A 23582-nucleotide genomic window follows, 5' to 3' on the forward strand; every position below is an offset into this window, starting at 1 on the left:
GGCTTCCGGACCGCCTGACCTTCTAGATCTCCTGGCGACGCTTCGAGATCCACTCACGACTGCGCTCGGGAGTCGCCGCGTCGACGGCCAGCATGTCCAGCCGCCGGCTGTACTTTTCGATCTCTTCGCGCTTCTCGACGTAGTGCGCGCCGGTGAGGTACTCGATGTAAGCGATGTTGGGCAATTCCGGCTCGCCGAACCGCAGCAGCGAAAACGCGTGCTCCGCGGACAGCCCGCTGCGCTCGTACGGCAGGATCTGCACGGACACGTTCGGCAGCGCGCTCATCTCGAGCAGGTACTCGAGCTGCGCCTTGAGCACGCGCGTTCCGCCGATGGGCCGGTGCAGCACGGACTCGTCGAGCACCATCCAGATGCGCGGGGCGTCCGGCCTGGTGAACATCTTCTGGCGTCGCATCCGCAACGCGACCAGCTGGTCGACGCTCTCGTTCGCCATCTCCGAGCGGCCGTGGCTGAAGATCGCCCGCGCGTACGGCTCGATCTGCAGCAGTCCCGAGACGTACAGCGGCTCCCAGATCTGGATCCGGGCAGCTGCCTCTTCCAGGCCGACCAGATCGGTGAACCAGTTCGGCATCGTGTCGCCGAACCGCCGCCACCAGCCGGGCTCGTTCGACTGCTTCACCATGTCGAGGAAGCTCTGGCGCTCGCCTTCGTCCACGACGCCGTACATCGTCAGCAGGTCGGTGACGTCGCGTTCCTTGAACCCGACCCGGCCCAGCTCGAGGCGGCTGATCTTCGACTCGGACCCGCGGATGTTGTACCCGGCCTGCTGCCGGGTGATGCCGGCTTCTTCACGCAGCCGCCGCAGCTGGGAGCCCAAGATCATCCGGCGCGCCGTGGGGCCGATGTTCTGTTCGCCTGCGGACGCGTTCACCGCGTTCATTCCCGGACCTTCCGCGCGTCAGTCACCAGGGGGCTCTAGCCCGACTACCGAAAGTACACGTTGGGCCGTCCTGCGCAAAGAGGTGACCCGGTTTACCGCATGCGTGTGTAGTCCTACTCTACGTAGAGTACGAGACTTTCGACACAGAACTTGCGAGGTTCAAGATGCCCGACGCCGCGACCCGGACCGAACGAGTTCCTGTGGGGGTCGACCCGACCCGAGCCAGCATCGCGCGGGTGTACGACGCCTTCCTGCTGGGGAAGGACAACTACGAGATCGACCGGGAGGTCCTGCACAAGGTGCAGAAGGCCGCGCCGGAGGCTCAGGACCTCGCGTTCGAAAACCGCGGTTTCCTCATCCGCGCCTGCCGCTTCCTCGCCAGCCAGACCGGCATCACCCAGTTCCTCGACCTCGGCTCCGGCCTCCCGACGGCGGAGAACACCCACCAGGTCGTCCAGCGGATCAACCCGGAGACCAAGGTCGTCTACGTCGACAACGACCCGGTCGTGCTCGCACACGGCCGGGCGCTGCTCGAAGAGAACGAGCACACCCACTTCGTCGCCGAAGACATCTTCGAGCCGGAGCGGATCCTCGAGAACGAGATCGTCCGCGAGCACATCGACTTCACCCAGCCGCTGGTCATGCTGCAGATGGGCACGCTCCACCACTTCAAGGGCGACCACGCCCGGCCGGCCGAGATCATGCGGCAGTACGTCGACGCGCTGCCGTCCGGCTCCTTCGTCGGGCTCAGCCACTTCTTCGACCCCGAGAACGAGGACTCCGCGACCGCGCGCCGCATGGAGGACTTCTTCGTGCACAGCCCGATGGGCTCCGGCACGTTCCGGACGCAGAAGGAGATCGAGGAACTGTTCCCCGGCCTCGAAATGGTCGAACCCGGCGTGACCCTGTGCGCCGACTGGTGGCCGGACGGCCCGCGCCTCAAGGACCTCAACGTCGCGCAGCGGACCATCGCCGGCGGCGTCGGCCGCAAGCCGTAGCTAGACGCGGACCAGCGGGAGCCACTGCGAAAGGTCGGCCCGGGAGCCCGAAGCGGACACCCGGCCACCGGCCACCGCAGTGGTCCAGTCCAGCCGGCCGGTGGCCAGTTCGAGCCAGGTGCGCGGATCGGTCTCGATCACGTTCGGCGGGTTGCCGCGGGTGTGCCGCGGCCCTTCCACGCACTGCACCGCGGCGAACGGCGGCACGCGCACCTCGACCGTGCGCCCGGGCGCGTCCGCCGCGAGCGCGCGGAGGCTGAGCCGGACCGCGGCGGCCAGCTCGGCCCGCGCCGGGTCGGGCGCGTCGCCCTGCAGCCACGGGGAAATCGCCAGCACCGCCGCACGTAACTGTCCGGGGTCGACCGAACGCGAAGAGGCCATGGGCAAACAGTAGAGTGGCGCACCAAGAGTTTTCAGGCACACCCGAGAACGTGGGGATGAGATGGCGCAGCGGGACGAGGCAGAACGGATGGTTTCGCAGCAGCCCACCGGAAGCGGGGCCGAACGCCCCGGCAGGCACAGCAAGCCCAACCGCGCCGCACGGCGCGGCGGCCAGCAGGCCCGGCGCTCCGGCAAGCACGGCACACCCGAGATCACCGCGGAAATGCGCGCGAACGCCCGCGCCAACCCGAACAGCTGGCTGTACGTCATCGACGAGGCCTTCGACCCGAACGGCCCGGTCCCGTCGTGGGCCGTCGTCGGCGCCTACCCGGTGAACGGCGCGGGTGACGTCGTCGCCGACTTCCACCCCAACGACCGCTACCGGCCTTCGCCCAAGGCGCTCGGCTTCCCCGAGCCGACGAACGACCTCGAGCAGCTGCTGCAGCTCGTGCGCACCGAGCACCGGCCGCCGTCGGACCTGCCGAAGGTCGTCCTCGACTCGACGCTGTTCGTCTACGCGATGTCGCCGGTGCAGCGGACCGTCATCGGCTTCCACAACACCGACGGCCGGGTCATGGTGCCCGCGTACACGCGCAAGGCGCTCGTGCCGCGCGAGTGGCCGCACGCCCGCGCCGTCCTCGGCCGCGACATGGTCGGCCTGCTCGGCGGGCACCCGGTCGCGGTCAACCCGCACGACCTGATCACGGCCGTCGTGCCGGCGGAACACCTCGTGAAGGCGCTCGCCGACGAACAGCGCTGACCTGCGGGCTCCACTCCATCGGGTGACACCCGAGTCGCCGATCCGGCGGCTCGGGTGCATCGTGAGGCTGAGGAAGACTCACGAGACCGGTGGGGAGCATGAGGGTGAAACGTCGTTCGCTGCTTCCCGTCGCCGCCGCCGTGCTGCTCGTGGCCGGCCAGGCGCCGGCGAGCGCCGCCGACGTCTACGCGGGGGCTGAAGACCACTACGCCGGTTCGCAGATCGCCAAGGTCGAAGGTGTCGGTGCGGCGCCCGGCGTCCTGTACGCGACCGACGACCAGCAGCTCGGCCACGACGTCAGCGGGCACCAGGGACCGGTCGACTGGTCCGGCGCGACGCGGTCGGGCGCCAAGTTCGTCTACGTCAAGGCGACCGAAGGCACCGGGTTCGTCAATCCGCAGTTCGCCCAGCAGTACAACGGTTCCTACAGCGCCGGCCTGATCCGCGGGGCCTACCACTTCGCCCGGCCGGACGTCTCCGACGGCGCTTCGCAAGCGCGATACTTCCTGGCCCACGGCGGCGGCTGGTCCGCGGACGGCAAGACACTGCCGGGTGCGCTCGACGCGGAGTACAACCCGTACGGCGAAACCTGTTACGGCAAGGACGCCGGCGGAATGGTGCGCTGGATCAGCGACTTTTCGGAGACTTACCGCGCCGCCACCGGGCGGTACCCGACGATCTACACGTCGACGAGCTGGTGGAAGCGGTGCACCGCGAACAACGGCGGCTTCGGCGGCAATCCCCTCTGGATCGCCCGCTACAACACCGCCGTCGGCGAGCTCCCGGCCGGCTGGGGCGTGCACACGATCTGGCAGTTCGCCGACCGCGGCTCGCTGCCCGGCGACCAGAACTGGTTCAACGGCTCGGCCGACCGATTGCTCGCTCTCGCGCTGGGCTGAACGGACCAATGTTCCGGTAATAAGTGTTAACCGATCACGAATTGATGATCGACTTCCCGGGAAAATCACCCACGCGTATACCCAATTTCACGGAACTGAGTGACAAACCCCTGGTTCGTCCTCAACAATCGTGCGCGGGCGGCTACCTGCAGTAAGCCGCCCTCAGCGAGGGTATCTGTGAAGGGATTCAACGATGTCCACTTCCCGAAGAGGGCGGCTGTTCGCCGCCCTGGTCGTCCCGGCCACGCTGCTCCTGCTCGGCAGCACGGCCCAGGCGACCCCTTTCTCCCCCGAAGTCGACCCGGTGGCCGCGATCAACGCGGACATCGCCGAGCACAACCACGAGCTCGGGTCGCAGATCCGGCGTGTCGAAGGCGACAAGTCGACACCGGAGTCGCAGCAGGTCGCGCAGCAGCCGCAGCCCGGCCAGGCCATCCCCGGCCAGGTGCTGGCCACCGTGGCCGGCATGGACGTCGCCAGTTACCAGGGCAACGTCGACTGGGCGAACTGGTGGAACCAAGGCAAGCGGTTCGTCTGGACCAAGGCCACGGAGAGCACCAGCTACACGAACCCGTACTTCGCGCAGCAGTACAACGGCTCCTACAACCAGGGCTTCATCCGCGGCGCCTACCACTTCGCCACCCCGAACACCGCGAGCGGCGCGGCCCAGGCCACCTACTTCGTCGCCCACGGCGGCGGCTGGTCGAAGGACGGCAAGACGCTGCCCGGGGCCCTGGACATGGAGTACAACCCGTACGGCGCGACCTGCTACGGGCTGAGCAAGGCGGCGATGACGTCGTGGATCCTCGACTTCCACGACACCTACCACGCCAAGACCGGCCGGTACCCGGTGATCTACACCTCGACGAGCTGGTGGAGCCAGTGCGTCAGCGGTGACTTCTCCAGCACGGCCCCGCTGTGGGTCGCGCGGTACTCGTCCTCGGTCGGCACACTGCCCTACAACTGGGGCTTCTACACCGTGTGGCAGTACACCTCGAGCCCGCTCGACCAGGACACCTTCAACGGTGCCTACGACCGGCTCCAGGCACTCGCCAACGGCTGACCAGCACCACCCGGCTCCCGGATCGTGACGACTTCGCGTCGGCTCGGCCGGGAGCCGGTTTCATGCCGTACCGTCCGAGCTTGCAGAATGCTGCTCAGCACGTCCTGGGGGAACCACACGGGGCTACCGGACGTCGGAAGCGCACGAACACCCAGCGCCCGGAAGGCATGAAAGATGACGTACCCGCCTCAGCCGGGCCAGCCCGGCCAGCCCGATCCGTACGGCCAGCAGCCGCAGTCCGGCGGCTTCCAGCAGCAGCCGTACCCGCAGCAGGGTGGGTGGGACCCCAACCAGCAGCAGCAGCCGTATCCGACACAGCAGTACCCGCAGCAGGGTGGGTGGGACCCCAACCAGCAACAGCAGGGGTACCCGTCGGGCGGTTTCCCGGCGAGCCAGCAGCCGCAGTGGGGCGACCCGAACGCCCAGCAGCAGTCGGCGTGGGCGGACCCGAACGCGCAGCAGTACGGCCAGCAGGCCTGGGACCCGAACGCGGGCGGCCAGATGTCGGGCTGGGACCCGGCGACCGGGGGTTACTCGCAGGGCTTCGGCGGGCCGCCGGCGCCGCCGAAGAAGAGCAAGACCGGGATGTGGATCGCGGTCGGCGCCACCGTGGTGGTCGTGCTGGCGGTCCTGGGTGTCACCGGCTTCGTCGCGCCGGGGTTCTTCCTGTCGAAGGACGACAACAACGTCGCGGCGCCGCCGTCGTCGAGCACGTCGGCCAAGCCGTCGACGCCCAAGACGACCCCGAAGAAGACCACGCCGACCACAAAGCCGTCGTCGCCGAGCGGTTCGGGCGGCGCGGACGCCAAGGGCGTGCTGCAGGGCTTCATCGACAAGCTGAACGCGGGCGACACCCCCGGCGCGCTGGCGCTGGGCTGCTCCGACTCGAAGGACCTGCTCGACTCGTGGCTCAAGACGTTCCTCAAGCCGCCGCTGCAGCTGCAGCTCGGCGAGGTTCCGGACGACGAGTTCCTGGTCGAGGGCCAGGTCACCGGGACGTCCGCGGGCAAGAACGTCAAGGGCACGCTGAGCGCGACGAACTTCGACGACAAGGGTTTCTGCGTCAGCACCATGCTGGTGTCCTGAACTGGTGAAGCTGTGGCGATCACCGCTGGCGTGGACGTTCGCCGCGTCGCTGGTGCTGCTGCTCGGGGTCGGCGGCTGGTTGCTGACCGACCCCGCCACCAGCCGCAGTGACGCGCTGAAGACCGGCGGCCTGGCGGGCGGCGCGATCGTGGCGCTGTACGCACTGTGGCTGAACGACCGCCGGCGCCGGGTCGAGGAGCGGCGCCAAGACATCGAGCGGCAACGGCACGAGCTCGAGTCGCAGCGCGCGGAGCAGGATCGCGAACGGGTTGCCGACGAGCGGTTCGCGAAGGCCGTCGAGCTGCTCGGGCACGCGGCCGACCAGGTGCGGGTGGGGGCGCTGCACGCGTTGGCGGGCTTGGCGCGCAGCCGGCCGGAGTACACGCAGACGGTGCTGGACGTGCTGTGTTCCTACCTGCGGCGGCCGTTTCGGCGCCCGCCGAAGTCCGGATCGGACGCTTCCCCCGATCCGGAGCTGGAACGCGAGCTCACGGTCCGGCTCACGGCGCAGCGGCTGATCACCGACCTGCTGCCCGGCCGGGACGAAGAGGGTCCGGTGTACGACCTGGACCTCACGGGGGCGACGCTCGAATATTTCGACCTCTCGGGCAAGCTGATCGGCGGCCTGCTGCTGCGCTACACGTCATTGCACAGCACCACGAACTTCAGCGGCTGCCGCTTCAAGCGCCGGGTGTACCTCACCGCGGCGGGCACCGAAACGGCCCGGCTGGTGGGCCACTTCCGGTGCCGTGGCGCGGTTTTCGAGAGCCACGCGTGGTTCAGCGGGACGAGTTTCGCCGAGAAGGCGGACTTCACGGACACGACGTTCGCCGGGAAGACGACGTTCAAGGACGCGAACTTCGCGCAGGAGGCACTGTTCGGCGGAGCGGTTGCTTCTTTCGAGCTCGACCTGCGGCGGACCCGGTTCGAGGGGCAGACCGACCTGCGGTTCGCGTCGCTGACCGCGTCGATTTCGCTGTACAACACGAGGGTGCTGGCCGAGAAGGAGGTCCAGCTGCCGGAAGTTTGGGAGCTGGAGGAGCTGCGGGACGGGGACTCGCGGATCGTCGCCAAGGCTGGTTGAGCAGCCTCGCCCGTTAATGCAGTGAACGACTCTTTCATGGCGTCGGAGGACATGAAAGAGTCGTTCACCGCATTCAAGCGAGCCGTCGGATGTCGCGGTGGCCGGTCGCTCGAGGTCACCGGCGCGTAAGTCGCGGTTGACCGCGCGACTCCTGCCGTTGACCGAACTCCACGCCGGGCGCGCAGACCACGACTCGAGGCGTGATGCACCCAATGTGGGTGCATCACCCTGCTACCGCCAAGGACTGGCATCTCGGGTGCCGGAGCAGGCCCATCGCGGGCCGCCTGCCGCCCTTGCCGGAGCCCCCGCCCTTCCCTTGGGGGGCGTCCCCAAGTCCAGTTTACCGGCCCAGTAGGACAAACCCGCCGAGATCACCGGTCGTTCCCCGATCTGTCCACAACCAACGCAGGCTGTGGACAGATCGGAGAAGCAGTCAGTTGAACAGCGCCGGGAGCGTCTTCTCCCACGCCTCGCGCAGCTCGTCGAGCGTGAACTCCGTGATGCCCTGCAGCTCCAGCGTGCCCGACTCCGGGTCCACCACACCGGTCTTCCGCCACGGCAACCCACGCGCCGTGCACATCTCGGTGAACCGCAGCTCCTCCGTGCGCGGGACCGCCACCAGCACACGCCCCGACGACTCGGAAAACAGCTGCACGAACGGGTCCTGGCCGTCGTCGAGGAACACCCGGGCGCCGCACTGTCCGATGAGGACGGTCTCGACGAACGCCTGGATCAGGCCGCCGTCCGCGAGGTCGTGGGCCGCGGAGATCATGCCGTCGCGGGAACCCGCCACCAGGACGTCCGCCAGGAGCTTCTCGCGGGCGAGGTCCACGCGCGGGGGGACGCCGCCGAGGTGGCCGTGGAGCTCGCGGGCCCACGCCGAGCCGTCCAGCTCGTCGTGCGTTTCGCCCAGCAGCAGCAGGGTTTCGCCGGCCTCCGCGCCGATGCCGGTCGGGATGCGGCGGGTGACATCGTCGATCACGCCGAGGACGCCGATCACCGGCGTCGGCAGGATCGCCGTCGAACCGGTCTGGTTGAAGAAGCTCACGTTGCCGCCCGTCACCGGGATGCCGAGCTCGACGCAGCCGTCCGCGAGACCGTGCACGGCCTGCTCGAACTGCCACATCACCCCCGGGTCGGTCGGCGCGCCGAAGTTCAGGCAGTCCGACACCGCCACCGGCGTCGCGCCGCCCGTCGCCACGTTGCGGTACGCCTCCGCCAGCGCCAGCTGCGCGCCGCGGTACGGGTCGAGGTAGACGAACTTGCTGTTGCAGTCCGTCGCCACCGAAACACCGCGGCCGCTCGACTCGTCGATCCGGATCATGCCCGAGTCCGACGGCTGCGACAGCACAGAATTGCCGCGCACGTAACGGTCGTACTGCGACGTCACCCATTCCTTGGACGCCTGGTTGGGCGAGGAGATGAGACGCAACACGTCCGCGCGCAGTTCGTCCGGAGTGGACGGACGCGGCAGCGAAGCCGACGTGTCCGCGATCAGTGCGTCCTGAAAGGACGGACGTTCGATCGGCCGGTCGTACACCGGGCCCTGGTGCGCCACCGTGTGCGCCGGGACGTCGACGACCACCTCGTCGTTCCAGGTGATCACCAGGTGCTCGCCGTCGGTGACCTCGCCGATGTCGGTGGCGATGACGTCCCACTTGCGGCAGACCGCCATGAACGCCTCGACGTTCTCCGGCGAGACGACCGCGCACATGCGCTCCTGCGACTCGCTGGAGAGCACCTCCGCGGGCGTCATCCCGGTGGCGCGCAACGGAACCCGGTCGAGGTAGATGTGCATGCCGCCGTCGCCGGCCGCGGCCAGCTCCGACGTCGCGCAGGACAGCCCGGCGCCGCCGAGGTCCTGGATGCCGACCACGAGATCCGCCGCGAACAGCTCGAGGCAGCACTCGATGAGCACCTTCTCGGTGAACGGGTCGCCGACCTGGACGCTCGGCAGCTTCTTGCGGCCACCCGACGACTCGTCACCCGAAAAGGTGTCACTCGCCAGGACGGAAACGCCGCCGATGCCGTCGAGGCCGGTGCGCGCGCCGAACAGGATGATCTTGTTGCCGGTGCCGGACGCGAACGCCAGGTGCAGGTCCTCGACGCGCATCGCGCCGACGCACAGCGCGTTCACCAGCGGGTTGCCCGAGTAGGACGGGTCGAACACCAGCTCGCCGCCGATGTTCGGCAGGCCGAGGCAGTTGCCGTAACCGCCGACGCCGGCGACGACACCGGGCAGCACCCGCTTGGTGTCGGGGGCGTCGGCCGGGCCGAAGCGCAGCGCGTCGGCCACCGCGAGGGGACGCGCGCCCATCGCCATGATGTCGCGCACGATGCCGCCGACGCCGGTCGCGGCGCCCTGGTACGGCTCCACATAGGACGGGTGGTTGTGGCTCTCCACCTTGAAGGTGACCGCCCAGCCCTCGCCGATGTCGACGACGCCCGCGTTCTCCCCGATGCCGGCCAGCATCTTGGACTTCATCTCGTCGGTGGCGGTCTCCCCGAAGTACCGCAGGTGCTTCTTCGACGACTTGTAGGAGCAGTGCTCGCTCCACATCACCGAGTACATGGCCAGCTCGGCGTCGGTGGGCCGGCGGCCGAGGATTTCCCGGATGCGAGCGTACTCGTCGTCGGCGAGCCCGAGCTCGCGATAGGGCTGGGTGTGGTCCGGGGTCGCCCCGGCCCGCTCGGTGGTGTCAACGGTGCTGGTCACGGTGTCCGTGTCAGGGTTCGCCACGGCCGCCAGGATACGTGCCACCCGGCAGCGCCCCGGACGGTGGGCCACCAAAATCGGACGCGCCGCGACCGGTGTGAGCGAGGCGACAGCGCGGGGGCCGGCCAGGGCGCTCCGCCGAAAATCGGTCGCCTTCGGGTGGTCATCGGCTTACCGTCGGGAATCGTGCTTTCCGCCACATATCCCTTTCCGCCGCTGCGGCTGCCCGCACGGCCGACCGCGAGCCGCTTCCTGCTCGCCGTGTTCCGGGCCCGGCTGGGCTCGGTGCTCGGCGCGGCCGCGATCGGTGTCGTCTGGGCGCTCCCGGGCGCGCTGCTGCCGCTGGTCGTCGGCCAGGGCATCGGCGCGATCGTCGCGCACGACGGCCAGGCGATCTGGCGCTGGGCGCTGGCCGCCGCCGCGCTCGGCGTCGTCCAGACCCTGTCCGGGACCTGGCTGCACTTCCTCAACTACGGCCTGTGGCTGCACGGCGCGGGCTCGACGCAGCGGGCGGTGTCGGCGCACACCACGCGCGTCGGCGCCGGCCTGCGGGAGAACACGACCACCGGCAACCTCGTCGCGATCTCGACCACCGACATCAACCACATCGGCAACACCGTCGAGATGACCGGGCGGGCGTTCGGCTCGCTGCTGGCGTTCGTCGTGGTGGCGGTGTGGCTGATCTCGACGTCACCGCTGCTCGGCGTGGTCGCGCTGGTCGGCGTGCCGGTCGCGGTGCTGGGCATCGGCCCGCTGCTGGCGCCGCTGCAGAAGCGCAAGGCCAGCCAGCGCGAGAAGCGCGGCGACGTCAACGCGCTCGGCGCGGACATCGTGTCCGGCCTGCGGATCCTGCGCGGCATCGGCGGTGAGCGGCGGTTCTTCGCCCGCTTCCGCGAGACGAGCCAGCGAGTGCGGCTGGCCGGCATCGAGGTCGGCAAGGCCGAGGCCTGGCTGGCCGCGGCCGAGATCGCGCTGCCCGGCCTGGTCACCGTGGTGATCACCTGGCTGGGCGCGCGGCTGGCCGTCGCCGGCTCGATCGACGTCGGCCAGCTGGTGGCGTTCTACGGCATTTCGGCGTTCCTCATCTGGCCGGTCTCCGCCGCGACGGAGGCGGTCGGGTCGATCACGTCGGGCCTGGTCGCGTCGCGGAAGGTGGTCGCGCTGCTGGCGCTGCGCCCGAAGCTGGCGGACCCGGAGACGCCGGTGCCGCTGCCCGAGGGGCCGCTGGAGCTGGTGGACACCGAGTCCGGGATCCGCGTTGCGGCCGGGCGGCTGACCGTTGTCGACCTCGGCGCCGACGGTGAGGCGGTGGCCGACCGGCTGGCCCGGTTCGCCGACCCGGCCGAGGGCGAAGAGGTGCTGGTCAACGGCATCCGCGCGGACCACGTCGCGCTCGCGGAGCTGCGGCAGCGGGTCGTGTACGCGCACAACCAGGACATCTGGTTCTCCGGCGTGCTGCGCGAGCAGCTGGCGCCGGCGCGGCCGAGCGACGTCAGCATCACCGAAGCGCTGTACGCGGCCGACGCCGACGACATCGTCGAGGCGCTGCCCGACGGCGTCGACGAGGTGATCGGCGAGCGCGGGCGTGAGGTGTCCGGCGGCCAGCGGCAACGGCTGAACCTGGCCCGCGCGCTGGCGGTCGACGCCGACGTGCTGGTGCTGGACGAGCCGACGTCGGCGGTCGACGCGCACACGGAGGCACGCATCACCGAACGCGTCACCGCGCTGCGCCGTGGCCGCACGACGGTGGTGTTCAGCCAGAGTCCACTGTGGACACATGTGGCCGACGAGGTCTTCACGGCGAGGGGGGTGACGGTGTGAAGCGGCTTCCCACGGCGTCCCGGCGGGACGTCCGCCGCTGGGCGCGCAAAACGGCGCTGACCCACAAGCGCGAGTTCGGGCTGCTGCTCGGCGCGCTCTCCGTCGCGACGCTGATCGGGCTGGCCGGCCCGCAGCTGCTCGGCACGCTGGTCGACGACGTTGCCGGCGGCACCACGACGGGGCGCGTCGACCTGCTGGCGGCCGTCTTCGTGGTGATCCTGGTGCTGCAGGCGCTGGCGCGGAAGGTCGCGCGGATGCGCGGCGCGGTGTTCGGCGAGCTGGTGCTGGCCGAGACCCGCGAGGAGTTCGTCGGGACCGCGTTGCAGCTGCCGCTGGGCACGGTCGAGGCAGCCGGCACTGGCGACCTGCTCAGCCGCGCCACCACCGACCTCGGCCGGATCGATCACGCGGCGCGGTTCGCGGCGCCGGAGATCCTGGTCGCGGCGGTGACCGTGGTGTTCACGGTCGTCGCCATGGTGCTGACGTCGCCGCTGCTGTCGCTGGGCCTGCTGGTCGCGCTGCCGTTGCTGGTCAGCGTCAACGTCTGGTACCAGCGGCGGATCCCGACGGTCATGCAGTGGATGCTCGACCGCTGGGCCGACCTGACGACGAGCGTCCACGAGACGGCGGAAGGCGCACGCACGGTCGAGGCGCTCGGGCTCACCGACCGGCGGATCGACGCGGCACACGGCGCGCTGGACCAGAGCATCTACGGCGAGCGCCGGATGCGGGCGCTGCAGCTGCGCTGGCTGCCCTCGCTGGAGATCAGCTACGTGCTGCCGCTGGCGGTCATGCTGCCGCTCGGGCTGCTCGCGTACTCGCGCGGCTGGGCCGGGCTCGGCGAGATCACCACGGTGCTGCTGTACGCGCAGGCAATGGCGAGCCCGCTCAACGAGGCGCTGTTCTGGCTGGAGGACCTGCAGGTCGCGGCGGCCGCGGCGCGCCGGATCCTCGGCGTCCGCGAAGTCGCGACCGAGGACGTGCCGAAGATGACGGAGGTGCCGCGCGGGCGCGACATCGACGTGCACGGCGTCCGGTTCGCCTACACCGCCGACCGCGAGGTCCTGCACGGCATCGACCTGCGGGTGCCGCGCGGCGAGCGGCTGGCGATCGTCGGGCCGTCCGGCGCGGGCAAGTCGACACTCGGGCGGCTGCTGGCCGGCATCGCGGCGCCGTCGTCGGGCTCGGTGCGCATCGGCGGCCAGGACGTCTCGGCGCTGGCCGACGACGTCCTGCGCGGCGAGGTCCTGCTGCTGACCCAGGAGCACCACGTGTTCTCGGGGACGCTGCGGCAGAACCTGGCACTGCCGGCGCGTCGCGCGGGTGGCGACTGGACGGACGACGAGCTGACCGCGGCGCTGGCGTCGGCGGGCGCGTCGGACTGGGTCGCGACCCTGCCGGACGGGCTCGACACGAAGCTCGGTTCGGGCGCGTATCCGGTGCCGGCGGCGATCGCGCAGCAGCTGGCACTGGCCCGCGTGGTGCTGGCGGACCCGCACACGCTGGTGCTCGACGAAGCGACGTCGCTGCTCGACACCGGTTCGGCGCGCGACCTGGAGCGTTCGCTGAACAGCGTGCTGGAAGGGCGCACGGTGATCGCGATCGCCCACCGCCTCCACACGGCCGCGGCGGCCGACCGGGTCGCGGTGGTCGAAGGCGGCCGCATCACGGAGCTGGGCCCGCACGACTCGCTCCTGGCGGCCGGCGGCTCGTACGCGCGTCTCGTGGCGGCGGCGAGTTAGTCCGGAATGTCCGGAGTCATCGACGTGTTGCTCCCCGGTAGAGGATCTTCTACCTGGGGAGCGACATGTCTTTCGTGATGACCGCGGCCGAACGCGAATCGTTCTTGAGCGGGGTGCACGTCGGGGTGCTGGCGGTGGAGCGCGCCGGCCGGGCCCCGCTGGCGGTCCCGGTCTGGTACGACTACGAACCCGGCGGCGAGCTGCTGATCTGGATGGAACGCGAGACGGTCAAGGACCGCGCGATCACGGCGGCGGGCCGGCTGAGCCTGGCCGTCCAGGACGAGAACCCGCCGTACAAGTACGTGACGGTGGAGGGCCCGGTGATCGCGAACGACAAGCCGCCGACGCGCGAACAGGCGTTGCGGATCGCCGGCCGTTACTGGCCCACGGACCAGGCGACGGCGTACGTCGACTCGGCGCTGGGCGAACGGTCGGTCCTGGTGCGGGTGAAGCCGGAGAAGTGGCTGTCGAACGACCAGAGCAAGAGCTGAGCCCGGGCCTGTGGACAACTCGCGTCTACGGGCCCGGAACTGTCGGTGCCCCTCGGTAGAATGGATTACCGGGGGGGGCGCCGCCCAGCCTCAAGCCTTGATCAGCGCGTCCACCGCGCTGTAGAACATGCCCAGCCCGTCGTCCGACGGCCCGGTCAGCGCGTCGATCGCGTGCTCCGGGTGCGGCATCAGCCCGACCACCCGGCCGTTCTCGCTCCGGATCCCGGCGATGTCGTTGCGTGACCCGTTCGGGTTCCCGCCCACATAACGGAACACGACGCGCCCCTCGGCCTCCAGCTCGTCCAAAGTGGACTGCTCGGCCACGTAGCACCCGTCGATGTTCTTCATCGGGATGAGGATCTCGGCGCCCTGCTCGTACCGCGTCGTCCAAGCGGTTTCGGTGTTCTCCACCCGCAGCCACTGGTCGCGGCAGATGAAGTGCAGGCCCTGGTTGCGGATCATCGCGCCCGGCAGGAGACCCGCTTCGCACAGGATCTGGAAGCCGTTGCAGATGCCGAGCACCGGCATGCCCGCGCGCGCCGCCTCGATCACCGAGTTCATCACCGGCGCGAACCGGGCGATGACACCCGCGCGCAGGTAGTCACCGTACGAGAAGCCACCCGGGACGACGACCGCGTCGACGTCGTGGAGGTTCTCGTCCGCGTGCCACAGGGGCACCGCCTCGGCGTCGGCGTAGCGGACCGCGCGGGCCGCGTCGCCGTCGTCGAGCGTGCCGGGGAAGGTGATGACGCCGATGCGCGCGCTCACGCGTCCACCCGCGTGATCGTCCACTGCTCGATCACCGGGTTCGCGAGGAAGCCTTCGGCGATCTTCTCCAGCGTCGCGTCGTCGACCGTGTCGTCGACCTCGATCTCGAAGTGCTTGCCCTGGCGGATCTCCTTGATCCCGGTGAAGCCGAGGCGGCCGGCGGCGCCGAGCGCGGCCTGTCCCTGCGGGTCGAGGATTTCGGGCTTCGGCATGACGTCGACGACGACTCGGGCCACGGCAGGCTGCTCCTTATTCACGCAGGTCGTGGGTACCCGGCGAGCATAGTTCACCCAGTTCGGCAGGCCGCGGGGGCCGCCGGGAAAACTAGACTGGCCGACGGCGCGCCGCTGCGCCATGATGAGTCGTTGACATCGCGCCAACAGCTGTGGAGGCACCGTGGACTCCTACGACTACGTGATCGTCGGCGCCGGGAGCGCGGGCTGCGTCCTGGCCAACCGGCTGACCGAGGATCCGTCGGCCCAGGTCCTGCTGCTCGAAGCGGGCGGCGAGGACACCGCGGACGAAATCCACATCCCGGCCGCCTTCCCCTCGCTGTTCAAGACCAAGTGGGACTGGAACTACGAGACCGTCGAGCAGAAGCACACCGGCAAGCCGTCGTACTGGCCGCGCGGGAAGATGCTGGGCGGCTGCTCGTCGATCAACGCGATGATCTACATCCGCGGCAACCGCGCCGACTACGACGGCTGGCGCGATTCTCACGGCGCCGAGGGCTGGGGCTGGGACGACGTCCTCCCGTACTTCAAGCGCGCCGAGGGCAACCAGCGGCTCGACGGCCCGCTGCACGGCACCGACGGCCCGCTGAACGTCGAGGACCGCCGGTTCACCCACGAGCTGTCACACGCCTGGGTCGACTCGGCCGTCACCTGGGGCCTCAAGCGCACCGACGACTTCAACGGCGAGAGCCAGGAAGGCGCCGGCGTCTACCAGGTGACCTGCAAAAAGGGCCGCCGCTGGTCCACCGCGGACGCCTACCTGCGTCCCGCGCTCGACCGGCCGAACCTCACGGTGAAGACGTCTTCGCCGGCCACCCGGATCGTCTTCGAGGGCACCCGCGCGGTCGGCGTGTCCTATTTGGACAACGGCGTCGAGCACACCGCGCGCGCGTCGGCCGAGGTGATCTTGAGTGGCGGCGCGGTCAACTCGCCGCAGCTGCTGATGGTCTCCGGCGTCGGCCCGGCCGAGCACCTGCGTGAGCACGGTGTCGACGTCGTCGCCGCGCTGCCCGGCGTCGGCGAGAACCTGCACGACCACCCAGCTTGCGGGATCATCTGGTCCACCCGCGGCACCACCGACCTGGTCGACGCCGCCACGCCGGCCGGTCTCGTCCGCTACCAGCTGACGAAGCGCGGCCCGCTGGCGTCGAACATCGGTGAAGCCGGCGCGTTCTTCCCGACCGGCGACGGCCTGCCCGCGCCGGACATGCAGATCCACGTCGCGCCGACGTTGTTCTACGACAACGGCATGCGCGAGCCGACCGTCCCCGGCTTCACGTCGGCGGCGACGCTGGTGGACGTCGCGAGCCGCGGCCGGCTGCGGCTGAAGTCCGCGAACCCGTTGTGGAAGCCGGAAATCGATCCGGCGTACTACTCGGAGTCCAAGGACATGGACACGATGATCGCCGGGCTGCGGGCGCTGATCGAGATCGGCCGCGGCGGACCGCTGAAGCGGTTCCTCGACAAGCCGTTCCTGCCGGCGCGGCACGATCTGACCGACGCCGAGCTGGCCGAGCACATCCGGGAGAACACGCAGACGCTGTACCACCCGGTCGGCACGTGCTCGATGGGCACCGGTGAGCAGGCGGTCGTCGATCCGCAGCTGCGGGTGCGCGGGGTCGAGGGGCTTCGGGTGGTGGACGCGTCGGTGATGCCGGTTGTGCCGCGTGGGAACACGAATGCGCCGACGATCATGGTGGCGGAGAAGGCCGCGGATCTGATTCGGGGGCGTTGAGGGCGGGCCCCGGCCCCCCGGTATCCAGTTTACCGAGGGGTACCGACAGTTCCGGGGTTGTGGCGGTGAGTCATCCACAACCCCGGCTCCGGTCAGCGCTTGCCGTGGAGGATGGTCACCAGCTTGACGACCAGGGCGTCCGTGGATTCCTTGCGGGTGAACGACGTCAGCGTGAGCGGCGCCGTGAAGCGCTGGCGGGCGATCGCCTTCGAACGGGCGAACTCGCGCAGCCCCTCCGGGCCGTGGATGCGGCCGAAGCCGGAGTCGCCCACGCCGCCGAACGGCAGGGAAGCGATGCCCGCGAACGACAACGGCGCGTTGATCGACGTCATGCCCGTGCGCAGCTTCTCCGCGAGCTCCACGCCGCGGGACTTCGAAAAGACCGTCGAGCCCAGGCCGTACTTCGTGTTGTTCGCCTTCTCGACCGCTTCGTCCATGTCGCGGACCTTCGCGATGGTCACGGTCGGGCCGAATGTCTCCTCGGTGACCGCCTCGGAGTCCTCGGGGACGTCGATCAGCACGGTCGGCTGCGCATAGCGGTCTCCGACGGACTCCTCACCACCGAGGACGGCCTTGCCGCCGCGGGCCAGCGCGTCCTGGATGTGCCGCTTGATCACACCCAGCTGCGACGGCATCGTCACCGGGCCGTACTGCGCGGCCTCGTCCGATCCCGCGCGCACGTCCTTCGTCTTCTCGACGACCTTCGCGACGAACTCGTCGTGCACCTTCTCGTGGACGTACACCCGCTCGACGCCGATGCAGGTCTGGCCGGAGTTGGAGAACGCGCCCCAGACCGTCGCATCGGCGGCGGCGTCGAGGTCGGCGTCCGCGTCGACCAGCACCGGGTCCTTGCCGCCCGCCTCGATGACGACGGGAGTGAGCGTCTCGGCGGCCGCGGCCATGATGCGCTTGCCGGTGGCGGTCGAGCCGGTGAAGGCGATCTTGTCGACGCCCGAGCCGACCAGCGCCGCGCCCGTCTCGCCGAAACCGGTGATCAGCTGCAGCACCGGGTGCTCCGGCACGATCTCGGCAAACGCGTCGACCAGCCACTTCCCGACACCCGGGGTGTACTCGCTGGGCTTGAAGACAACGGCGTTGCCCGCCGCGAGCGCGTACGCGATGGAGCCGAGCGGCGTGAACACCGGGTAGTTCCACGGTCCGATCACGCCGACCACGCCCAGCGGCTGGTACTCGACGGTCGCCGCCTGGTTCGACATCAGCAGCCCGGCCGAGCGCTTCTGCTTGCCGAGGATCTTCTTCGCGTGCTTGCCCGCCCACGCGATGTGCTCGATGGCCAGGACGCTCTCGAGCTGCGCGTCGGCGATCGGCTTGCCGGTCTCGTCGCGCACCACCTGGCACAGCTGCGGCAGTCGCCGGGTCAGTACGCCCTTCCAGCTCTTCAGCCGTTCCGCGCGCCCGGCGAAGCCGAGGTCCGCCCACCACTTCGCGGCGACGCGTGCCCGCGCCACAGCTGCGTTGACGTCCCCCGCCGTGTGGATCGGGTAGGTTCCGACCACCTCGTCGGTCGCCGGGCTCAGCGAGTCGAAGGTCTCGCCGACCGACGTCGGCTTCGGCTGGACGGCAGTCATCGGCGTCTCCCTGGAGGTAGCGGGTCAGCCCAGGTTACGACGTTACTGACATCGTGCCAATAGGTCGCGCGGGCTTCACCACCAGCATTCCACCGGCGATCGCCGCGGCAAAGACACCGAACAAAGGCGCGAGCCACAACGGCAGCACGCCGACGGCCAGCGAGCCGAGCCCGAAGCCCGCCGCCTGCACCGTGAAGCTCAGGGAGAACCCCGCCGACCTGCGGTTCTTCGGCAGCATCCGCTGCAGGTTGACCGACGTCGCGGCGACCAGCGGCCCGGTGCACGCCCCGATCACGGCCACCGACACGATCAGCCCCGGCCAGCCGAGGTCGGCCGCGAGCGCGAGCCCGCCGACGATGAACCCGCCGAGGAACAGCCTCGAGTCGCCGGTCTTGCCGCGCCACGCGTAGAGCGCGCTGCCCACGATGCTGGCTCCGCTCAGCACGGCGATCACCACCGGCGCGGCGGTGTCCGGCGCACCGAGCCGCTGGACCAGCGGCAACGGCGCGACCTCGATCGTCGACAGCAGCAGCCCGACGGTGAACGCGCAGCCCAGCCACGGCAGGTACGCGCTCAACGGCACCCGCACGTTCTCCGTGCCGGATTCCCCCCGATCGGGCTCACCCGTGCGGCGCGGGACGAGCACGGCAGCAGCCACGCAGGCCGCGGTCATGGCCGCGAGCGGGACGAACGTGCCGGCCAGGTCGAGCAACGCGACCAGCGCCGGACCGCCGATGAGCACACCTTCGAGGATCATCGCGTCGACGGAGATCGCCCGCGGCAGCATCGTGTCGTCGACGGTGTCGGCGAGCAGCGTCCGGAAGCCGCCCGACAACGCGCCCGCCGTGGCACCGGGCAGCAGGACGAGCCCGAGCAGCACGGCGTTCGGCGCGTCCGCCGCCGCGGCCAGGGCCAGCACGCCGAAGCCGGCCGCGGTCAGGACGAGCAGCGCCGGCAGGCCGCGAGCCGGCCCGACGCGGTCGATCAGCCGCCCGACCGGCACCGCGCCGGCCATCTCGGCCACGACGTAGACCGACATCAGCACGCCGCCGAGCCGGTACGACCCGGTTGTGGCGGTGGTTAGCAGCGTGAACGCGAGCGGCGCCATGGTCGCCGGGAGCCGCGCGAACTGGACGCCCGCCGACCAGCGCCAGTAGGCGCGATGGGTGAACAACGACATGTGAACACGGTCTCTGGGCCGCGGTTTGCGGCACACTGATTCGGGCACGGACGAATGCGGGAGGCTGCGGTGATCGAGCTGGTCCTGACCGCGGCCGGCACGCAACGCGTCCGGTTCGCGATCTCGCCGTTGGAAGAGGTGCTGGGCGCCGTCCAGACGCTGCTCGGCGTCCGCGGGCACCCGGCGCACCTGCCGTGGGTGTCCGGCGCGCCCGCTCTCGACGTCCCGGAGCTGGCTGCCGTCCTGAGCGCGCGGCACTACATCACCGAGTTCCTGAGCCCGCCGCCCGCCGGCCCGGAAACGACGGCCGAGGCGCAGCTGCGGGCGGTCCGGGCGACACCGCCGCACCAGGTCGCGCTGGAGCTGGCGATGGTCGACGCCGACCTGAGCGGCCTGCCCGCCGACCCGGCCGCCGCGCGCGACCTGCTCGCCGACCAGCTCGAGACGGTCTGGCACACGTTGCTCGCACCGCAGTGGCCTCGCCTGCGCGAGTTGCTGGCCGCCGACATCGCCCACCGGACACGAGTGCTCGGCGAAGGCGGTGTCGCAACGATGCTCTCCGAGCTTCACCCACGCGTCCGGCTGACCGGGACGTCCCTCCTGGTGGACGTCCGGTCCCGCGAACGGCTGGAGATCGACTCGCGCGGGCTGCTGCTGATCCCGGCCGTGTTCGCCTGGCCGAACGTCGGCGTCGTGACGGTCCCGCCGTGGCAGATCTCCCTTCTCTATCCCGCTCGCGGTGTCGCCTCGCTATGGACCTCGGTTCAGGACGCACCCGAGCCGCTGACCGAAGTGCTCGGCCGGACCCGCGCGCTGCTGCTCACCACGCTCGACCAACCGACCGCGACGACCGACCTGGCCCGCCGGCACGGGCTGGCCCCGGCGACGGTTTCGGCCCACCTCACGGCGTTGCGCGGGGCCGGGCTGCTGGCGTCGGAACGCCGCGGCCACCGGGTGCTGTACCGGCGGACGGACCTCGGCGACGCGCTGCTCGTCGGCAAGCTCTGACTGATCGGGACTAGGCTGGAAACGACCACCCCTTAAGGAGAATCATCGATGCGTATCGTCCATTTCGGACATGCCTGCGTGCTGCTGGAAACCGGTTCCGAGCGGATCCTCATCGATCCCGGCGCGTTCTCCACGGACTTCGAGCGTGAGCGGGAGCTCTCCGCTGTGCTCGTCACCCACCAGCACTTCGACCACCTGGACGTCGAGCGGCTGCCGAAGGTCCTTGAAGCCAACCCCGGCGCGAAACTGATCGTGGACCCGGGCTCGGCTCCCGAAATCGAAAAACTGGGCCTCCCTTTCGACGTTGCCAACGTGGGTGACGCGTTCGCCGTCGGTGACACCTCGATCAAGGCCGTCGGCGGTGAGCACGCCGTCATCCACGCCGACATCCCGGTGATCCCGAACATCGGCTACGTGTTCGGCGACGGCGCCTTCTACCACCCCGGCGACTCGTTCTTCGTGCCCGAGCAGAAGATCGACGTGCTCGGGCTCCCCACCGGGGCGCCGTGGCTCAAGGCCGGCGAAGCCGTCGACTACCTGCGGGCGGTGGCGCCGCGGATCGCCGTGCCGATCCACGAAGCCGTGCTCGCCAACCCGGCCATGCACTACGGACTGTTCGGCAACCTCGCGCCCGAGGGAACCGAGGTCAAGGTGCTCGACCGGGCGGAGCCGGTGAAGCTCTGAGCCGCGCTCGTGCGGCGTGCCCGTTCAGGCCCTCGGCCGCGGGTCCGCCGGCACGCCGCACAGTTCGGCCGCGTCACGCCACAATTCCTCCTCCCGCGCTTCGTCGTACGACTCCTTCGACGACGGCACGACCTGACCGCGGTCGATGTACGCCCCCGACTCTCCGGGCCTCGGCACGCTCATGACGGCCGCGAGCTTCGTCCCCGCGACCTGGGGGCTCGACGCGATCGGCGTTGCCCACAGCAACGGCATGAGCCACCGGAAGCCGAGGCGCTGGATCGCGCTCGCGTCCCGGGCCAGGCCCGTGCCGGGCACCAGCCCCGGGGTGTAGGCGTAGATGTCGAGTTCCGGCTGCCGCCTCGCAAACGCGTGCACCAGGTACTGCACACCGAGCTTGCTGGTCGAGTACGCCCGGCGGCCCGCGGTGACGGTCTCCGCCTCCTTGCCGCTCTCCGGCCGGACGAGGCTGCGCACGTCGGTCCAGCGGGGCGCCGGAACCAGGCCGAGGTTGTGCCGGAAGTCGCCGAAGTGCGACTCGCTGCCGGTCACGACGATCCGCGCGCCCGGTTCGAACCGGGCGGCCAGCAGGCGGAGCAGCAAGTAGTTCGCCAGGACATTGATCCCGAACGTGGCCTCGAAACCGTCCACGGTGGCCTTCGTGGTCGACGCCATCTGCACACCCGCGTTGGCCAGGAAGCCTTTCAGTGGCGGGATTTCGCCCGCGTCCAGCAGCTGGCCCACGGTTTCCGCCGTCGCCCGCACCTCCTCGAGGGAAGCAAGGTCGCAGGACAGCGCCTGGACGTTCGGATTCCCCGTGCGCGCAGCCAGTTCCCGCGCTACCCGCTGGCCGGCGCCGCCCCGCACCAAGATCAGCAGCAGCTGGTCCGGGTGGTCCTGGAGCAGCTTCTCGGCCGCGGCCAGCCCCAGACCCCGGCTGGCACCGGTCATCAGCAGCGTCCTCGTCGGTTCAGTCATGTCCCCTCCGTCATCCGTTCGGGTACTCGATTCGAACTGGTACTCGGTACCGTAGCGCACTCGGTACCGGGTCCGCTAGTGTGAGGGCATGGAACAACGCCCCTCGCTGCGGGAACGAAAACAGAAACAAGCTCGCGAGCAGATCGTGGAAGCGGCCTTCGCGTTGTTCGCGGAGCGCGGCTTCACCGAGGTCACGGTCTCGGACATCGCGGAGCGCGCAGAGGTGGGGCGCACGACGTTTTTCCGGTATTTCGGCGACAAGCAGGAGGTGGTGTTCTCGGACGAACAGCAGCTGCTGGATCACCTGGCGGAGCGGCAGCGGGCGTTGCCGGGCGAAGCACCGCAGGACCTCTCGACGGCACTCGCACAGATCCGCGGGCTCGTGCTCGACGTGTGCGCAGAGGCCACCGCGGACGCCGCGCACTACGAAATGCACCAGCGGCTGGTGGAGCAGAATCCGGAGCTCAAGGATCGCAGTGCGCGGAAGATGCAGCGGTTCGCCGAGGTGGGCGAAGCGATCTTGCTGGAGCGCGGCACACCCCGGGATGTCGCGGTCCTGGCAGCACAGATCGCGTGTGCCTGCTACCAGACCGGTAGCCGCCTCGCCGGCGCCGACGCGCCCGCACTCGCCCCGGCGGTCGACGTGGCCTTCACCCGGCTCGACGTTCTCCTGGACGGAGAGCCGGCCCACGGCCGGAAATGACGATCAGGGGGTGCCTCGACCCGCTGTCGACGCTGATTGAAAACTCCATAAAGAAGCGGCGAAACGCTAGGCCGCGACTGCCCGCAAGGAGCCGTAAGTGGTGCCGAACGCGCGGTTCTCCAGCGCGACGTCGACGGCGTCGAGCAGGGCCTGGCGGAGACCAGGACGGGTGAGATCGGTGGCGTCGACGCCGAGCCGGACCAACCCACCTCGGCGAGCTGCCCGCGCGGAGGCGAGCACGAGCGCGAAGCAGCGCACGGTCTCGGTGCGGTGCGACTGACTGGTGAACTCCTGGACGCGGGCGCGGCGCACCTCGCCCGTGACGAGGTCCCGCACCGCGCCTAGGTCCGCGCACAGCCGGAACCCGTGCTCGGCCAGCGCCTGCAGCGTGCCCTGCGAGGCGATCCACCGCGGCGGAGCGAAGCCGTCGACAGTGAGACCGGCACTGTCGAGGGCGGCCTTCGCGGCGATCAGCCGGAGCCGGGCCTCGTGCGCCGGCAGCGTTGCGAACTCCGCCTTCTTGCCCAGGTACACCGTGCGGTGCGTGGGCGCGACGGAGTGGTCGTAGCCGTGCAGCAGCACGGAATCACCACCGCGGGCGCGGGTGCGCACCCACTCCGTCACCGGGCCTTCGCCGGTCCGGGCGACGTGCAGCACCGAGAGCGGCACTTTGCGGCGGTCGAGCTCGGCCGCGAGGTCGGCGCACCGGTGCAGCGTGCGCGGGGTGATTCCCGACAGCGAAACCAGCAAGCGAGCATCCACGCC

General features: G+C 70.1%; 22 protein-coding genes. 13 read left to right on the top strand and 9 right to left on the bottom strand.

Annotated features, from left to right (window positions below):
• Positions 1 to 22: 22 nt before the first annotated feature.
• Positions 23 to 901: a helix-turn-helix domain-containing protein gene (locus ACIA5G_RS07425; protein WP_395921328.1), complete on the bottom strand. Its 879-nt coding sequence runs from the start codon at positions 899 to 901 to the stop codon at positions 23 to 25.
• 200 nt (positions 902 to 1101) lie between these two features.
• On the opposite strand from ACIA5G_RS07425, the gene ACIA5G_RS07430 reads away from it, so the two are divergent.
• A complete protein-coding gene (locus ACIA5G_RS07430; RefSeq protein WP_395921935.1) occupies positions 1102 to 1899 on the top strand; it encodes an SAM-dependent methyltransferase in 798 nt (265 codons plus the stop codon).
• Here the strand turns inward: ACIA5G_RS07430 and ACIA5G_RS07435 are convergent, their stop codons facing one another.
• Positions 1900 to 2280: a sterol carrier family protein gene (locus tag ACIA5G_RS07435; RefSeq protein ID WP_395921329.1), complete on the bottom strand. Its 381-nt coding sequence runs from the start codon at positions 2278 to 2280 to the stop codon at positions 1900 to 1902.
• A gap of 61 nt (positions 2281 to 2341) precedes the next feature.
• Between ACIA5G_RS07435 and ACIA5G_RS07440 the strand changes: the two genes are divergently transcribed.
• The 5 genes from ACIA5G_RS07440 to ACIA5G_RS07460 all read left to right on the top strand — a co-directional run bounded on the left by ACIA5G_RS07440 (position 2342) and on the right by ACIA5G_RS07460 (position 7172).
• Entirely contained in the window at positions 2342 to 3040 is a 699-nt protein-coding gene (locus ACIA5G_RS07440; protein WP_395921330.1) for a type VII secretion system-associated protein, read from the top strand.
• A 98-nt stretch (positions 3041 to 3138) separates the two neighbouring features.
• Positions 3139 to 3939, top strand: a complete 801-nt coding sequence (locus ACIA5G_RS07445) for a lysozyme (protein WP_395921331.1) — start codon at positions 3139 to 3141, stop codon at positions 3937 to 3939.
• Between the two features lie 193 nt (positions 3940 to 4132).
• A complete protein-coding gene (locus tag ACIA5G_RS07450; protein ID WP_395921332.1) occupies positions 4133 to 5002 on the top strand; it encodes a lysozyme in 870 nt (289 codons plus the stop codon).
• Positions 5003 to 5176: 174 nt separating this feature from the next.
• A complete protein-coding gene (locus tag ACIA5G_RS07455) occupies positions 5177 to 6088 on the top strand; it encodes a hypothetical protein (RefSeq protein WP_395921333.1) in 912 nt (303 codons plus the stop codon).
• Position 6089: 1 nt separating this feature from the next.
• On the top strand, positions 6090 to 7172 hold the full coding sequence (locus ACIA5G_RS07460; protein WP_395921937.1) for a pentapeptide repeat-containing protein: 1083 nt from the start codon (positions 6090 to 6092) through the stop codon (positions 7170 to 7172).
• A 433-nt stretch (positions 7173 to 7605) separates the two neighbouring features.
• On the opposite strand, the gene purL is transcribed toward ACIA5G_RS07460, so the two are convergent.
• Positions 7606 to 9912, bottom strand: a complete 2307-nt coding sequence (gene purL / locus ACIA5G_RS07465) for a phosphoribosylformylglycinamidine synthase subunit PurL (protein WP_395921334.1) — start codon at positions 9910 to 9912, stop codon at positions 7606 to 7608.
• A 162-nt stretch (positions 9913 to 10074) separates the two neighbouring features.
• On the opposite strand from purL, the gene ACIA5G_RS07470 reads away from it, so the two are divergent.
• From ACIA5G_RS07470 to ACIA5G_RS07480, 3 genes are all read left to right on the top strand, one after another.
• Positions 10075 to 11709 (top strand): ABC transporter ATP-binding protein, encoded by a 1635-nt coding sequence (locus ACIA5G_RS07470; RefSeq protein ID WP_395921335.1) that lies wholly within the window; start codon positions 10075 to 10077, stop codon positions 11707 to 11709.
• Positions 11706 to 13451 carry an ABC transporter ATP-binding protein gene (locus ACIA5G_RS07475; RefSeq protein WP_395921336.1) on the top strand — a complete coding sequence of 582 codons (1746 nt, stop codon included), beginning with the start codon at positions 11706 to 11708 and terminating at the stop codon, positions 13449 to 13451. The genes ACIA5G_RS07470 and ACIA5G_RS07475 overlap by 4 nt, the downstream gene beginning before the upstream one ends.
• 65 nt (positions 13452 to 13516) lie before the next feature.
• On the top strand, positions 13517 to 13942 hold the full coding sequence (locus ACIA5G_RS07480; protein ID WP_395921337.1) for a pyridoxamine 5'-phosphate oxidase family protein: 426 nt from the start codon (positions 13517 to 13519) through the stop codon (positions 13940 to 13942).
• Positions 13943 to 14032: 90 nt separating this feature from the next.
• Here ACIA5G_RS07480 and purQ read toward each other — a convergent pair whose 3' ends face one another.
• Positions 14033 to 14710 (bottom strand): phosphoribosylformylglycinamidine synthase subunit PurQ, encoded by a 678-nt coding sequence (gene purQ, locus ACIA5G_RS07485; RefSeq protein WP_395921338.1) that lies wholly within the window; start codon positions 14708 to 14710, stop codon positions 14033 to 14035.
• Positions 14707 to 14946 carry a phosphoribosylformylglycinamidine synthase subunit PurS gene (gene purS, locus ACIA5G_RS07490; protein ID WP_086675945.1) on the bottom strand — a complete coding sequence of 80 codons (240 nt, stop codon included), beginning with the start codon at positions 14944 to 14946 and terminating at the stop codon, positions 14707 to 14709. Before purS ends, purQ begins: the two co-directional genes overlap by 4 nt.
• 160 nt (positions 14947 to 15106) lie before the next feature.
• On the opposite strand from purS, the gene ACIA5G_RS07495 reads away from it, so the two are divergent.
• A complete protein-coding gene (locus ACIA5G_RS07495; protein WP_395921339.1) occupies positions 15107 to 16678 on the top strand; it encodes a GMC family oxidoreductase in 1572 nt (523 codons plus the stop codon).
• Between the two features lie 92 nt (positions 16679 to 16770).
• Here ACIA5G_RS07495 and ACIA5G_RS07500 read toward each other — a convergent pair whose 3' ends face one another.
• Together ACIA5G_RS07500 and ACIA5G_RS07505 are read right to left on the bottom strand one after the other, a co-directional pair.
• On the bottom strand, positions 16771 to 18267 hold the full coding sequence (locus ACIA5G_RS07500) for an aldehyde dehydrogenase family protein (RefSeq protein ID WP_395921340.1): 1497 nt from the start codon (positions 18265 to 18267) through the stop codon (positions 16771 to 16773).
• Positions 18268 to 18301: 34 nt separating this feature from the next.
• Positions 18302 to 19447, bottom strand: coding sequence for an MFS transporter (locus ACIA5G_RS07505; RefSeq protein ID WP_395921341.1), 1146 nt, complete (start codon positions 19445 to 19447; stop codon positions 18302 to 18304).
• A gap of 69 nt (positions 19448 to 19516) precedes the next feature.
• Here ACIA5G_RS07505 and ACIA5G_RS07510 point away from each other — a divergent pair, with 69 nt between their 5' ends.
• Together ACIA5G_RS07510 and ACIA5G_RS07515 are read left to right on the top strand one after the other, a co-directional pair.
• Positions 19517 to 20455: a DUF5937 family protein gene (locus tag ACIA5G_RS07510; protein WP_395921342.1), complete on the top strand. Its 939-nt coding sequence runs from the start codon at positions 19517 to 19519 to the stop codon at positions 20453 to 20455.
• Positions 20456 to 20503: 48 nt separating this feature from the next.
• Positions 20504 to 21139 (top strand): MBL fold metallo-hydrolase, encoded by a 636-nt coding sequence (locus tag ACIA5G_RS07515; protein WP_395921343.1) that lies wholly within the window; start codon positions 20504 to 20506, stop codon positions 21137 to 21139.
• A gap of 24 nt (positions 21140 to 21163) precedes the next feature.
• Here the strand turns inward: ACIA5G_RS07515 and ACIA5G_RS07520 are convergent, their stop codons facing one another.
• On the bottom strand, positions 21164 to 22114 hold the full coding sequence (locus tag ACIA5G_RS07520; RefSeq protein ID WP_395921344.1) for an SDR family NAD(P)-dependent oxidoreductase: 951 nt from the start codon (positions 22112 to 22114) through the stop codon (positions 21164 to 21166).
• 88 nt (positions 22115 to 22202) lie between these two features.
• On the opposite strand from ACIA5G_RS07520, the gene ACIA5G_RS07525 reads away from it, so the two are divergent.
• Positions 22203 to 22817, top strand: coding sequence for a TetR/AcrR family transcriptional regulator (locus tag ACIA5G_RS07525; protein WP_395921345.1), 615 nt, complete (start codon positions 22203 to 22205; stop codon positions 22815 to 22817).
• A gap of 66 nt (positions 22818 to 22883) precedes the next feature.
• Here ACIA5G_RS07525 and ACIA5G_RS07530 read toward each other — a convergent pair whose 3' ends face one another.
• Positions 22884 to 23579 (bottom strand): DUF2334 domain-containing protein, encoded by a 696-nt coding sequence (locus tag ACIA5G_RS07530; protein ID WP_395921346.1) that lies wholly within the window; start codon positions 23577 to 23579, stop codon positions 22884 to 22886.
• Positions 23580 to 23582 lie beyond the last annotated feature (3 nt).

This window comes from Amycolatopsis sp. NPDC051758, from assembly GCF_044453095.1.
Taxonomy (GTDB): domain Bacteria; phylum Actinomycetota; class Actinomycetes; order Mycobacteriales; family Pseudonocardiaceae; genus Amycolatopsis.